This window comes from Nocardioides sp. Z30_9 (assembly GCF_058215735.1).
Window position 1 is genome coordinate 1,110,589 of sequence record NZ_JBZAJF010000002.1, and the last position, 12,830, is coordinate 1,123,418.

Here is a 12,830-nt window from a genome sequence, read left to right on the forward strand (position 1 = left end):
CGTGACGCTCGCCGCATCAGGAATGAACCCCGGGGTCGCTGGGCACGCTAGGCCCCATGACCTCCCTGTGGTTGGCGCACGCCCAGACCGTTCCCAGTGACCCGCTGCCCGACGCTCCCGTCGATGACGTCGTCGTGGGCGCGGGCATCACCGGCCTCACCACCGCGCTGCTGCTGGCACGCGCGGGGCGGCGGGTGGCCGTCGTCGAGGCCCGGGAGGTGGGCGCCGTCGCCACCGGCAACACCACCGCGAAGGTCTCGCTGCTCCAGGGCACCAAGTACACCGGTCTGCTGCGCTACCAGTCCCAGGAGGTGGCCTCCGCCTACGTGGAGGCGAACCGGGAGGGCCAGGAGTGGCTGCTGCGGTTCTGCGAGGACCACGGAGTGCCCTTCCAGCGACGGGCCGCCTACACCTACGCCGCGAAGCAGTCCGAGGTTTCCACCGTCCGCAAGGAGTACGACGCGGCGCGGCTCCTGGGCCTCGACGTGCGCTGGCGCGACGAGCTCGACGTACCCTTCCCGTTCCACGGCGCCACCGTGCTGGAGGAGCAGGCCCAGTTCGACCCGATGGACTTCCTCACGGCCCTGGTCGCCCAGCTGCGTGACCACGGCGGCACCCTGCACCAGGGCCACCGGGTCCGGACGGTCACGCTGACCGGACGGCCCGAGCTCACCCTGGACGACGGCACCACGCTGCTCGCCGACCACGTCGTGCTGGCCACCGGCACCCCGATCCTGGATCGGGGCCTGTTCTTCGCCAAGGTCGAGCCGGAGCGCTCCTACGCCCTCGCCTACGACTGGCCGGCGCCTCCGGAGGGGATGTTCCTCTCCGCCGGGTCGGACTCCCGCTCGGTCCGCGACACCCCCGGGGAGAACGGGCCCAAGCTGCTGGTCGGCGGGAGCGGTCACTCCGTGGGGCGCACCCGTTCCGAGCTCGAGCACGTGGACCGGCTCCGGGAGTGGACGGCCGAGCACTTCCCGGGCGCCGTCGAGACCCACCAGTGGTCGGCGCAGGACTACTCGCCGGTCGACGGAATCCCGTTCGTGGGGCACCTGCCCCGAGGCGGCGGGCGGATCTCGGTGGCAACCGGGTTCGACAAGTGGGGGATGACCAACGGCGTCGCAGCGGGGCGGGCCATCTCCGGGCGGATCCTGGGCTCCGAGCCGTCGTGGGCCAAGCCCTTCGACCGGCGCAACCCCCGGCTCTCCGGCGTGCTGAACACGATCAGCATCAACGGCAAGGTCGGGATCGCGCTGGCGGGCTCCGTCGTGGAGACGGTGCGTCAGGAGCGCTCCTGCGAGGTGGTCGGGGTGTGCACCCACCTCGGCGGCCTGCTGCACTGGAACGACGCCGAGAGCTCCTGGGACTGCCCGCTGCACGGTTCCCGGTTCGCCCCCGACGGAACGGTGCTGGAGGGCCCGGCGACCAGGCCGCTCAAGCGTCGCGCCAGCAAGGACTGATGCGCTCCGCCGAGGAGTGTCGGGACGCGGGGCTAGATTCGATTCCGATGGATCGTCGACACCCCCCGCTCGCCACGGCCAACGCAGCCTTCGTCACGCCCGAGCTGCTCGTGGGCGGCGACCTGGACACCCAGGACGCCGACCTCGCCGCCGAGCAGCTGCGCGAGCTCGTAGAGGTGGGGGTGACTCACGTCCTCGACGCCCGGATCGAGTGGAGCGACGAGGACTACGTCGCCGAGCACGCGCCCACGATGTCCTACCTCCACCACGGGATGGACGACGCCGGCCAGCGGGTGCCGACCCAGTGGTTCGAGGACGCGGTGTCCTGGGCGTTGGAGGCGATCGAGCAGGGCGGCGTCGTGCTGACCCACTGCCACATGGGCATCAACCGCGGACCCTCGGTGGGGTACGCAGTGCTCCTGGCACAGGGCTGGGACCCGATCGAGGCGCTGGACGCGATCCGCACGGCCCGGCCGATCGCCTGGATCGCGTACGCCGACGACGTGCTGCGCTGGCACCACGAGCGCCTCGACAGCCCTCCGGAGGCCCTGGAGCGCGACCGTGCCCGGCTCGCCCGCTGGCGCGAGGAGAACCACCTCGACCTCGCGGCAGTGATCCGGCTTCGGCGCAGCCAGGGCTACTAGCGCCGGGTCACGCCTCCAGGACGGCGAGCAGCCAGGTCGGGCTCATCGTGCGGGCCCCGAGGGACTCCACCCGCTGCGAGAGCGTCCGGTCGGCGGTGATCACGACCACGTCGTGCTCCCGTTCCCGTGCGGAGCGGGCCTCGATGATGATCGTGGAGTCGCCGTCCTTGCCCGCGTGCACGGTGCGCAGGTGACCGTCGCGGCCCCGCGGGACACCGGCCTTGGCCTGGCCCTCGAGCACCAGCACGATCTCGTCCTACGACGTGTCGGCGACCGCCAGCCGGCCGTGCAGCCGGGCCGCGGCGCCCGCCCGGTCGCGCCACCAGCCGTCGGGGCGCGATCCCACGACGTTGGCGCCGTCGACGACCAGTACCCGGAGCACGCCCAGATCCTGTCATGGCGCGCGGTGTGAGGCAGGCCACGCGTGCCGGCCCCGAGGTGGGGTACTCCTTTCCCCAGCATCCGCGAGGAAAGGACACGTTCGTGAGTGAGAAGGACGCCGGCAAGCGCGACGACGCCAGCTCGAGCATCGACCCGGGCACTCCCGAGGTGAAGAACAGCCGCCGGGTGGCGCGTGACCAGGCGCGGATGGTCCGCCTCGCGGCCACCGTCGTGGGCGCGGTGTTCCTGCTGGTCGGCATCGCCGGCTTCATCCCCGGCATCACCACCGACTACGACCAGCTCAGCTTCGCCGGCCACGAGAGCAGCGCCGAGCTGCTCGGGATCTTCCAGGTCTCGGTGCTGCACAACATCGTGCACCTGCTCTTCGGCATCGCCGGCCTCGCGCTCGCCCGCACCATGGCCGGGGCGACGTACTACCTGATCGGCGGCGGTGTCGTCTACCTCGTGCTGTGGCTCTACGGGGTGGTCATCGACCACGACGGCAGCGCGAACTTCGTGCCGGTCAACAACGCCGACAACTGGTTGCACCTCGTCCTGGGTGTCGCCATGGTCCTGCTCGGCCTGATCGGTCGCCGCGCCGCGATGGCACCGGGGGAGCCGGTCGCCCGCTGACCTTCAGCGCTCAGGGCGTCTCTCAGGGCGTCTCGACCATCCACAGCTGGTGCTCGCCGGGCAGTCCCTTGAGCTCCACCACGTCGTCCTCGACGAAGCGGTGGTCCGGGGAGTCGGCGAGCGCCTGCGCGATGTCCTCGGTCACCAGGATCTCGCCGCCGTCGGCCATCGCGGCGACCCGAGCGGCCATCGCGACGTTGCGGCCGAAGTAGTCGCCCTCGCGCTCGATCGCGGTCCCGGTGTGCAGGCCGATCCGCACCCGGATCGGCGTACGCCGCAGCTGGCGACTGCGCTGCCGCTTGGCGCTCAGGGCCCGCTGGATGCCCACGGAGGCGGCGATCGCGAGCTCGGGGGTGGGGAACACCACCATGTAGCCGTCACCCTGGTTCTTCACGACGTGGCCACGGTGGCGGTCGACGTAGGTCTTCAGCAGGCGGTCGTGAGCGCCCAGCAGCCTGACCCACTGGTCGTCCCCGAGCTCGCTGTTCAGGCTGGTGGAGTTCTCGATGTCGGAGAACATCATCGTCACGGTGCCGTCGGGGGCGGCGATCCGCGCGATCTCGTTGCGGTCCTCCACCGCCCAGGCCGCCAGGTCGTCGATGGAGCTGAGCAGCATCCCGCGCACGCCCTGCTCCCGCACCCGGGTCGCGGTCTCCACCACGGTGCGCACGGCCTGGCCGGCGGCCTGGATCGCGCGCGGCCCCCGAGGAGCCTGCTGGGCGGTCAGCTCCCGGCGCAGCTCGCGGAGCTGCTCCTCCTGCTGGCGCAGTCGCTGGACCAGCGCGCCGATCACGGCCAGCGCTGCCAGCAGCAGCAGGCCGAGGACGACTGCGATCGTGTGGGCCGTTTGCACGGGCACAGACTGGCACACACCGGGTGCTTTCCGGCAGGCAGGATCGCAGGCCGGACCGGCGGCCTCCGTGTGCCAGAATGAGAACCTGTTCTAGTTCTAGGAGAGTCGATGACCGAGGCGGCGACAACGGCGACACCGGCGATCGAGGGCTGGTTCACCACCGGCCCGGAGCCCGCGCTCCTCGCCTCGCGGTGCACCGCCTGCGGGTCGGTGTTCTTCCCGCGCACCGAGGGGTTCTGCCGCAACCCGGCGTGCGACGGCGAGCAGTTCGAGCTCACCGAGCTCTCCCGTCGCGGGACCGTGTGGTCCTACACCGACGCGCAGTACCAGCCGCCGCCGCCGTACGTCCCGGCCAGCGACCCCTACGTCCCGTTCGCGCTCGCCGCGGTCGAGCTGCCGGAGGGCTTCGTGGTCCTCGGCCAGCTCGCGGAGGGGTACGGCATCGCCGACGTCCACGTGGGCTCGGAGGTGGAGCTGGTGGTCGAGACGCTCTACGCCGACGAGACCGGCGAGCGCACGATCTGGCGCTGGCTCCCCCTGACTTCGGGGCGAGTGGTGGTCGAGCTGGGCGAGGAGGCCGACCAGTGAGCGCCGGCAACGACAAGGACGTCGCCGTCCTCGGGGTCGGGATGCACCCGTGGGGCAAGTGGGGGAAGAACTTCGTCAGCTACGGCGTGCACGCCGCCCGCGAGGCGCTGAAGGACTCCGGCGTCGACTGGCGGGACGTGGACTTCGTCGTCGGTGGCGAGACCGTGCGCAACGGGTACGGCGGCTACGTCGCCGGCGCCACGTTCGCGCAGGCCCTGGGCTGGAACGGCGCCCGCGTCGCCACGTCGTACGCCGCCTGCGCCACCGGCGCCCAGGCCCTCGACACCGCGCGCGCTCGCATCCTCGCGGGCCTGTGCGAGGTGGCCCTGGTCGTGGGGGCCGACACCACACCGAAGGGGTTCCTCGCGCCCAACGCGGGGGAGCGGTGGGACGACCCGGACTGGCTGCGGTTCCGCCTGCTCGGGATGACGAACCCCGGCTACTTCGCGCTCTACGCGCGCCGCCGGATGGACCTCTACGGCGCCACCCCCGCCGACTTCGCCGGGGTCAAGGTGAAGAACGCCCGCCACGGGCTGCACAACCCGAACGCGCGCTACCGCAAGGAGGTCTCGGTCGATGACGTGCTGGGCAGCGCGGTGGTCTCGGACCCGCTGCACCTGCTGGACATCTGCGCGACCTCCGACGGTGCCGCCGCGGTGGTGCTCACCTCGATGGACTACGCCCGGCGCCACGGCCTGGGCGGCAGCGAACCGGTCCGGGTGCGGGCGATCTCCACGGTCACGCCGACCTTCCCGCAGACCGTCATCGACATGCCGCTGCTCTCCACCGACCCGGCCGGCTCGGTCGGACCAGTCGAGACCCGTGGGTCGAGCAGTGAGCGAAGCGAGCGGACAGTCGAGACCTTCAAGCAGTCGATCGGCGCGGCGGCGTACGAGGAGGCCGGCATCGGGCCCGAGGACGTCAGCCTGGCCGAGGTCTATGACCTCTCCACCGCGCTGGAGCTCGACTGGATCGAGGACCTCGGGCTGTGCGGCCAGGGCGAGGCCGAGGAGCTGCTGCGCGCGGGTGACACCACGATCGGCGGCCGGATCCCGGTCAACCCCAGCGGCGGGCTCGCCTGCTTCGGCGAGGCCGTGCCGGCCCAGGCGCTGGCGCAGGTGTGCGAGGTGACCTGGCAGCTGCGTGGCCAGGCGACCGGCCGCCAGGTCGAGAACGCCAAGGTGGGCATCACCGCCAACCAGGGCCTGTTCGGCCACGGCTCCTCGGTGCTGCTCAGCCTCTGAGCCGGGCAGGTGACGTGGGCGTGACGCGGCCGGTGTCTCCGGTCGTTGACCGGGCATGCGCCGTACAGCCCCGTCGCTCCTGCTCGCCCTGCCCGCCACCCTGCTCGCGGGAATACCTGCTGGGTCTCGCTGAGCCCGGGTCACCCAAACGCCCGCCGAGACGTCGCAACTGAAAGGCCAACGCCCGCCGAGACGTCGCATCTGAAAGGCCGGATTCCCAGGTCCCACGTCTGGGTGCCGGGTCTCTCACATGGCGTCGACGTAGAACCAGCGCCCCGCCCGCTGTTCGAAGACGCTGCGCTCGTGCAGGACGTCGTCCTTGCCGGCCTGTTCGTAGTGCGCGCGGAACTCCACGACGTCGTCGTGGGCCTCGACGATCTCGAGCCGGGTCCACCGGGTGCCGGGGTCAGCGGTCACCCGTTCGGGCCGGGTCCGCGGATGCCAGGTGCGCCAGACGTAGTCGGAGTCGCCGACGGCGTACGCCGAGAACCGCGACCGCATCAGCTCCTCCGGCGAGTCGGCCTGCCGCTCCCCACGGTGCAACGGCCCGCAGCACTCGTCGTACGACGCCCCCGGCCGCGCGGGCGATCCGCAAGGACAAGCATCCGTAGACCACCCGAAACCACCCATCCCCCTATCCTCCCCGACCCACCCCATCCGCCGAGACGTCGCATCTGAAAGAGATCCCGTCTTTCAGATGCGACGTCTCGGCGCACGGCCAGCTTTCAGATGCGACGTGTCGGCGGGCTGGGGGTTTCAGTTGTGACGTCTCGGCGGGAATGTGGGGGACGGGGGATGAGACGAAACACGGGCGTTTCCGACGGTGAGTAGCGTTGCGAACGTGACGACGACACCACCTTCCATCAGCACCCTCGGCGAGCTCCGCGAGAGCGGCCACGTGCAGAAGTCGCTGCGCGAGGAGCTGCGGGACAACCTCCTCGACGCGCTGCGCTCGGGACGGGATCCGTGGCCGGGGCTGCACGGCTTCGAGACCACCGTGATCCCCCAGCTCGAGCGAGCCATCCTCGCCGGGCACGACGTCGTACTGCTCGGGGAGCGCGGCCAGGGGAAGACCCGGCTGCTGCGCACCATGGTGGGTCTCCTGGACGAGTGGACTCCGGTGATCGCCGGCTCCGAGCTGGGGGAGCACCCCTACGAGCCGATCCTCCACGCCAGCAAGCGGCGTGCCCTCGAGCAGGGGGACCACCTGCAGGTGGCGTGGCGCCACCGCGACGAGCGGTACGCCGAGAAGCTCGCCACCCCCGACACCAGCGTCGCGGACCTGATCGGCGACGTGGACCCGATGAAGGTCGCGGAGGGGCGCAGCCTCGGCGACCCCGAGACGATCCACTTCGGCCTGATCCCTCGCTCCCACCGGGGGATCGTCGCGATCAACGAGCTCCCCGACCTCGCCGAGCGGATCCAGGTCGCGATGCTCAACGTGATGGAGGAGCGCGACATCCAGATCCGCGGCTACGTGCTGCGGCTGCCCCTCGACACGCTCGTGGTGGCCAGCGCCAACCCGGAGGACTACACCAACCGCGGCCGGATCATCACCCCGCTCAAGGACCGCTTCGGCGCCGAGATCCGCACCCACTACCCGATCGAGCTCGTCGACGAGGTGGCGGTGATCCTCCAGGAGGCGAACCTCGTCGCCGACGTACCCCCGCACCTCGTCGAGATCCTGGCGCGGTTCACCCGCGCACTGCGCGAGTCGAGTGCCGTCGACCAGCGCTCCGGCGTCTCGGCCCGGTTCGCCATCGCCGGCGCCGAGACGATCGCCGCCGCCGCGCTGCACCGCGCCACGGCCCAGGGGGAGAACGAGGCGGTCGCCCGCGTCGTCGACCTCGAGACCGCGGTCGACGTCCTCGGCGGCAAGGTGGAGTTCGAGACCGGCGAGGAGGGCCGCGAGGCCCAGATCCTCGAGCACCTGCTGCGCCGGGCCACCGCCGAGACCGTCCGATCCCGCCTGGCGGGCCTGGACCTCGGCCTGCTCGTGCAGGCGCTGGAGTCCGGCGCCAGCGTCACCACCGGCGAGCAGGTCACCGCGCTCGACTTCCTCACCGGACTGCCGGCGCTCGGCGAGTCCGAGGTGTACGACGAGATCTGCGAACGGCTCGAGGCCACCAACGACGGCGAGCGGGCCAGCGCCATCGAGCTCGCTCTCGAGGGGCTCTACCTGGCCCAGAAGGTCAGCAAGGAGTCCGCCGACGGAGAGACCGTCTATGGCTGAGCGGCGGCGCTCCCGCTACGGCCGCTACGGAGGCGGCCCGGACCCGCTCGCGCCCCCGGTCGACCTCGCCGAGGCGCTGGACGCGATCGGCGAGGACGTGATGGCCGGGTACTCCCCGGAGCGCGCCATGCGGGAGTTCCTCCGCCGCGGAGGGCAGGACCAGCGGGGCCTCGACGACCTGGCCCGCCAGGTGGCGGCCAAGCGGCGCGAGCTGCTGGCCAAGCACAACCTCGACGGCACCATGGAGGAGATCCGCGAGCTGCTGGACCAGGCGGTGCTCGAGGAGCGCAAGCAGCTCGCCCGCGACGTCGACCTCGACGACGCCGATCGTGACTTCCGCGAGCTGCAGCTCGGTGCCCTCCCGCCGAGCACGGCGGCGGCGGTCAAGGAGCTCGGCGACTACGACTGGAAGAGCTCCCAGGCCCGCGAGAACTACGAGAAGATCAAGGACCTCCTCGGCCGGGAGATGCTCGACCAGCGATTCAAGGGGATGAAGCAGGCCCTGGAGAACGCGACCGAGGAGGACAAGGCCGCGATCCAGGAGATGATCGGCGACCTCAACGAACTGCTGGACAAGCACCGTCAGGGGGTCGACACCGAGCAGGACTTCGCCGACTTCATGGACAAGCACGGGCAGTACTTCCCCGAGAACCCCCAGAACATCGACGAGCTGATGGACGCCCTCGCCCAGCGGGCAGCGGCCGCCCAGCGGATGCGCAACTCGATGACCCAGGAGCAGCGCGACGAGCTCGACGCCCTGGCCAGCGAGGCCTTCGGCAGCCCCGAGCTGATGCAGGGGCTCTCCCAGCTCGACGACAACCTGCGGGCCCTGCGGCCCGGTGAGGACTGGGGCAGCTCGGAGGAGTTCGGCGGCGAGGAAGGGCTGGGACTCGGTGACGGGACCGGCGTACTCCAGGACCTCGCGGAGCTCGACGACCTCGGGGAGCAGCTCTCGCAGTCCTACGGCGGCGCCCGGATGGACGACGTCGACCTCGACAAGCTGGCCCGTCAGCTCGGCGAGGAGGCCTCGGTGGACGCCAAGAAGCTGGCGGAGCTGGAGCGGGCACTCAACGAGACCGGGTACCTCAAGCGCGGCTCGGACGGCCAGCTGAAGCTCTCGCCCAAGGCGATGCGCCAGCTCGGCAAGGCGCTGCTCAAGGACGTCGCCAACCGGATGTCGGGCCGGCAGGGCCAGCGCGACATGCGCCATGCGGGTGCCGCCGGGGAGATGAGCGGCGCGAGCCGCGAGTGGACCTTCGGGGACACCGAGCCGTGGAACGTCACCCGGACGATCACCAACGCCGTCGTACGCACCGCGGGGGAGGGTGGCGACGCCCGCTCCGGGGTGCGCATCGACGTACGCGACATCGAGGTCAACGAGACCGAGGCCCGCACGCAGGCCGCGGTCGCCCTGCTGGTGGACACGTCGTTCTCGATGGCGATGGCCAACCGCTGGGTGCCGATGAAGCGTACGGCGCTCGCGCTGCACCAGCTGATCACCAGCAGGTTCCGCGGCGACCACCTGCAGCTGATCGGCTTCGGCCGCGCGGCGCACGTGATGGACATCGACGAGCTCACCGGGCTGGACGCGATGTGGGACAAGGGGACCAACCTGCACCACGCGCTGCTGCTGGCGAATCGGCACTTCCGCAAGCACCCCAATGCCCAGCCGGTGCTGCTGATCGTCACCGACGGCGAGCCGACCAGCCACCTCGAGCCCGATGGAGAGGTGTGGTTCTCCTACCCGCCGCACCCGCGCACCGTGGCGTGGTCGGTGCGCGAGCTGGACAACTCCTCCCGGCTCGGCGCGCAGGTCACGTTCTTCCGCCTCGGCGACGACCCGGGCCTGGCCCGGTTCATCGACCAGCTCGCCGCCCGGGTCGAGGGACGGGTCGTCTCCCCCGAGCTCGACGACCTCGGTGCCGCCGTGGTGGGCAGCTATCTCGGTGGCCGGGGCGGACGCAGCGCCGGGACCCCGCACCTCAGCGACTGGTACGGCGGACGGGGTTCCTGGTTCGGCGGCTGACGGTGAACCGGCCGGGCACACACGGAGGCGATCCTCGCGTCAGCCTGCCGGCTCGAACGACTGCAGCATGGCCTCCAGCGCTGCCTGGTCGGGGCCCACGAAGGGCTTGATGCCCTGGGCCGCGATGGCCATCTCGAAGAGCCGGTCGGGCTGGTCCTGCACCGGGGGAAGGTGGCTGCTCAGGATCCGCCGGGCGTCCAGGGCCCGCATCGCCTCCACCGAGTCGAGGTATCCGGGACCGACGGCGTGCTCCACCCAGGGGCTGTCCACGCTGGCCCAGAGCAGCTGCCGGTCGCGCAGCTCCGCGGCGGCGAGACCGTCCGCGGACGGAGCCGTCGCGTCCTCGGCGGACCCGAGCGGCGCCCCGAAGCAGTCGGAGACGAAGCAGTTGCCCGAGCGATCCTCGAGGAACCCGGTGGTGGCGGGGTTGTCGAACAGGGCGGGCCGGAAGGCCCGCAGCCGGCGGTCGCCGACGTCGAGGCTCTGGCCGGGATTGAGCAGGTGGACCCGGTCCAGCGGTAGCGGGGCGGAGTTCGACAAGATGCCGACCCCGATGAAGTTGGTGACGACCTTCGCCCGGGGGGCGGCCGCCAACAAGGCGTGCAGCCCGCCGGTGTGGTCGGTGTCGGGGTGGGTGAGCCAGATCCAGCGGACGTCCGCGGGATCCATCACCTGCTCGAGGTCGGCGACGAAGTCGCGGTCCGGCAAGGAGAGGCCGGTGTCGACGACGACCGGCTCCTCGGCGTGCAGCACGTAGGCGTTGACCGGGACGAAGCCGAGTCCCGGCACCTCCTGGCGGTCGGCCAGGACGGTCACCTCGGGGTCGATGCGGTTGATGATCATGGCGTTTCCTTCACGGTCAGGCGAGCGGGGACAGAGGGGCGGCAGGGGAGGTGCGGGGCAAACAGCCAGGGCGCCAGCGGGTGATCCGGTGGCGGCCCGGGGTGCAGACGCGGGCTCAGGAACCACGGGTGGTTGCGGCGTACGCCGGACAGGTCGGTCCGGCGCCGGGCGTCCTCGAAGCGCATCAGGTCGGGGTTCAGGGAGTGCATGGTGCTCACTCCCGCGTCGCGGTGGCAGGAACGCTCGCCCGAGCGAACTCGTAGGAGGTGCGCACCAGGTCGAGCACCACGTCGCGCTCGGCCTCGTCGCGCGGGGCGTAGAGCATCACGACCGTGGCCGGGAGGTCGCCCGTGAGTGCCAGGAAGTGTGGTTCGGCCCAGCCGGCGCGCTCGGTCGCGAGGGCGACCTCGCGTGGCAGGGTGGCGTGGAGGCTGAAGTCGCCCTGGGCGTGGCCGTGGCAGAACTCCCGCGCGACCATGAACGCCTCCGGTGGCCCCGGCTCGATGCCCGGGCCGAGCACCAGCGCGCGCGCACCCTCCACGGAGACCCCCGAGTCCGCGGGCCGGACGCCCGGCCAGGCCAACGCCTCGGTCAGCACGTCGTCGAGGTACGACGAGTCCGGCGGCTGCTGGTCCTCCTGCCGGTGTGGCGTCCGGGTGCTCGTGCGCGGACGGCCCCCCGCGCGGATCGGGAGCGAGGACATCTCAGGCCCCGAACCAGATCAGCTCGATCGGGATCCCGTCGGGGTCCCGCAGGATGACCAGCGCGAACCTCATCGGCTCGAAGGCCTCGGTGACCGGCTCGTGGTCCACCCCGAGCTCGTCGAGGTGCGTCACCCACGCGTCGATCTCCTCGCGCGTCGAGATGGTGAACGCGAGGTGGTCCAGGCCCGTCCGTCGTGCGTCGAACTGCTGCCGGTCGGCGTCCTCGTGGTGGTCGAGCCCGATGAAGAACCCAGAACCGGGACGGGTCATCACGACGGCGTAGCCGGTCTCGTTGTCGTGCTTCTCCACGAAGGCGCGCACGAAGCCGAGGGTGCGGGAGTACCACTCCTCGCTGGCCTCGATGTCACGCACGGTCAGGCCGAGGTGGTGGTAGCCGGCGAGGGCGGGGGCGGTCCGCGGCTGGACCTCCTGGGTGTTCGTCACGATGTGCTCCTTCTGGGTGGCGGGGGTACCGTGCAGGAATCCGCAACTGGATTCCCATACTGTAATGACGTTCTAGAATGGGAATCTAGTAACGTCGGGGGAGCCCGTCAAGGGGAGGAGTGAAAAAGGTGGCCACTGGATCTCGCACGAAGAGCCGCACCAGCAAGGCAGAGCAGTCCCGCGCGACCAGGCGGCGCATCGTGGCCGCAGCCACCACGTTGTTCCTGCGCGACGGCTTTCTGACCACGACGATGGCGGCCGTCGCCCAGGAGGCGGGCGTCGTCGTGCAGACGCTCTACCTGTCCTTCGGCAACAAGACGAAGATCCTCAAGGCAGCCTTCGACACCGCGATCGTGGGTGACGACGAGCCGGTGCCCATCTTCGACCGCGACTGGTTCGTCTCGGCGCAGACCAACCCGGACGGCCCTGCGGCGTTGGCCGCGTTCGTGCACGGCACCTCCGCGGTGATGCAGCGCTCCACCCCGCTGTACAACGTGATCCGGGCCGCCGCCGCCGAGCCCGAGGTGGCCGAGCTGTTGAGCAACAACAAGCGCGAGCGGCACGCCGGCTTCACGCAGGTGGCCCAGGCGATCGCGTCGAAGAAGGGCTTCGCGCCCGACCTCGCGCCCGCCGACGCGGCCGGGGTGCTCTACGCGGTGCAGAGTGAGGAGACGTTCGCGTTGCTCGTCCTCGAGCACGGGTGGTCGCCCCAGCAGTGGGAGGAGTGGGTCCTGCAGACCCTGCTTCGCCAGTTCTTCCCCGACGAGGCGCGATGAT

At 71.2% G+C, this 12,830-nt stretch carries 16 protein-coding genes; 8 read left to right on the forward strand and 8 right to left on the reverse strand.

Annotated features, from left to right (window positions below; translation table 11 throughout):
* The first annotated feature begins 56 nt into the window (after positions 1-56).
* Both AC4BGB_RS16050 and AC4BGB_RS16055 read left to right on the forward strand, forming a co-directional pair.
* Complete coding sequence (locus tag AC4BGB_RS16050; protein WP_490547884.1) at positions 57-1,460, forward strand: FAD-dependent oxidoreductase; 1,404 nt, start codon at positions 57-59, stop codon at positions 1,458-1,460.
* A 47-nt stretch (positions 1,461-1,507) separates the two neighbouring features.
* On the forward strand, positions 1,508-2,104 hold the full coding sequence (locus AC4BGB_RS16055) for a dual specificity protein phosphatase family protein (protein ID WP_490547885.1): 597 nt from the start codon (positions 1,508-1,510) through the stop codon (positions 2,102-2,104).
* A 7-nt stretch (positions 2,105-2,111) separates the two neighbouring features.
* On the opposite strand, the gene AC4BGB_RS16060 is transcribed toward AC4BGB_RS16055, so the two are convergent.
* Together AC4BGB_RS16060 and AC4BGB_RS16065 are read right to left on the reverse strand one after the other, a co-directional pair.
* Positions 2,112-2,351: a hypothetical protein gene (locus AC4BGB_RS16060; RefSeq protein WP_490547886.1), complete on the reverse strand. Its 240-nt coding sequence runs from the start codon at positions 2,349-2,351 to the stop codon at positions 2,112-2,114.
* Between the two features lie 9 nt (positions 2,352-2,360).
* A complete protein-coding gene (locus tag AC4BGB_RS16065; protein ID WP_490547887.1) occupies positions 2,361-2,486 on the reverse strand; it encodes a hypothetical protein in 126 nt (41 codons plus the stop codon).
* A 101-nt stretch (positions 2,487-2,587) separates the two neighbouring features.
* Between AC4BGB_RS16065 and AC4BGB_RS16070 the strand changes: the two genes are divergently transcribed.
* Complete coding sequence (locus tag AC4BGB_RS16070) at positions 2,588-3,118, forward strand: DUF4383 domain-containing protein (RefSeq protein WP_490547888.1); 531 nt, start codon at positions 2,588-2,590, stop codon at positions 3,116-3,118.
* Between the two features lie 22 nt (positions 3,119-3,140).
* Here the strand turns inward: AC4BGB_RS16070 and AC4BGB_RS16075 are convergent, their stop codons facing one another.
* Complete coding sequence (locus AC4BGB_RS16075) at positions 3,141-3,971, reverse strand: adenylate/guanylate cyclase domain-containing protein (protein ID WP_490547889.1); 831 nt, start codon at positions 3,969-3,971, stop codon at positions 3,141-3,143.
* A 108-nt stretch (positions 3,972-4,079) separates the two neighbouring features.
* Between AC4BGB_RS16075 and AC4BGB_RS16080 the strand changes: the two genes are divergently transcribed.
* Together AC4BGB_RS16080 and AC4BGB_RS16085 are read left to right on the forward strand one after the other, a co-directional pair.
* Positions 4,080-4,559 carry a Zn-ribbon domain-containing OB-fold protein gene (locus AC4BGB_RS16080; RefSeq protein ID WP_490547890.1) on the forward strand — a complete coding sequence of 160 codons (480 nt, stop codon included), beginning with the start codon at positions 4,080-4,082 and terminating at the stop codon, positions 4,557-4,559.
* The gene (locus AC4BGB_RS16085) at positions 4,556-5,803 is read left to right on the forward strand and encodes a lipid-transfer protein (RefSeq protein ID WP_490547891.1); all 1,248 of its coding nucleotides are present in this window, start codon (positions 4,556-4,558) and stop codon (positions 5,801-5,803) included. The genes AC4BGB_RS16080 and AC4BGB_RS16085 overlap by 4 nt, the downstream gene beginning before the upstream one ends.
* Positions 5,804-6,049: 246 nt before the next feature.
* On the opposite strand, the gene AC4BGB_RS16090 is transcribed toward AC4BGB_RS16085, so the two are convergent.
* Entirely contained in the window at positions 6,050-6,460 is a 411-nt protein-coding gene (locus tag AC4BGB_RS16090; protein ID WP_490547892.1) for a YchJ family protein, read from the reverse strand.
* A 184-nt stretch (positions 6,461-6,644) separates the two neighbouring features.
* Between AC4BGB_RS16090 and AC4BGB_RS16095 the strand changes: the two genes are divergently transcribed.
* Positions 6,645-8,036, forward strand: coding sequence for a magnesium chelatase (locus AC4BGB_RS16095; RefSeq protein ID WP_490547893.1), 1,392 nt, complete (start codon positions 6,645-6,647; stop codon positions 8,034-8,036).
* Complete coding sequence (locus AC4BGB_RS16100) at positions 8,029-10,062, forward strand: vWA domain-containing protein (protein ID WP_490547894.1); 2,034 nt, start codon at positions 8,029-8,031, stop codon at positions 10,060-10,062. The genes AC4BGB_RS16095 and AC4BGB_RS16100 overlap by 8 nt, the downstream gene beginning before the upstream one ends.
* A gap of 39 nt (positions 10,063-10,101) precedes the next feature.
* On the opposite strand, the gene AC4BGB_RS16105 is transcribed toward AC4BGB_RS16100, so the two are convergent.
* Genes AC4BGB_RS16105 through AC4BGB_RS16120 form a run of 4 tightly spaced genes read right to left on the reverse strand, consistent with a single transcriptional unit; the run spans position 10,102 to position 12,053 of the window.
* Positions 10,102-10,905, reverse strand: a complete 804-nt coding sequence (locus AC4BGB_RS16105) for an MBL fold metallo-hydrolase (protein ID WP_490547895.1) — start codon at positions 10,903-10,905, stop codon at positions 10,102-10,104.
* Positions 10,902-11,114, reverse strand: coding sequence for a hypothetical protein (locus tag AC4BGB_RS16110; protein WP_490547896.1), 213 nt, complete (start codon positions 11,112-11,114; stop codon positions 10,902-10,904). Before AC4BGB_RS16110 ends, AC4BGB_RS16105 begins: the two co-directional genes overlap by 4 nt.
* Before the next feature lie 5 nt (positions 11,115-11,119).
* A complete protein-coding gene (locus tag AC4BGB_RS16115) occupies positions 11,120-11,608 on the reverse strand; it encodes a luciferase domain-containing protein (RefSeq protein WP_490547897.1) in 489 nt (162 codons plus the stop codon).
* A gap of 1 nt (position 11,609) precedes the next feature.
* Entirely contained in the window at positions 11,610-12,053 is a 444-nt protein-coding gene (locus tag AC4BGB_RS16120; RefSeq protein WP_490547899.1) for a VOC family protein, read from the reverse strand.
* Positions 12,054-12,181: 128 nt separating this feature from the next.
* Here AC4BGB_RS16120 and AC4BGB_RS16125 point away from each other — a divergent pair, with 128 nt between their 5' ends.
* On the forward strand, positions 12,182-12,829 hold the full coding sequence (locus tag AC4BGB_RS16125) for a TetR/AcrR family transcriptional regulator (RefSeq protein WP_490547900.1): 648 nt from the start codon (positions 12,182-12,184) through the stop codon (positions 12,827-12,829).
* Position 12,830: the final 1 nt, after the last annotated feature.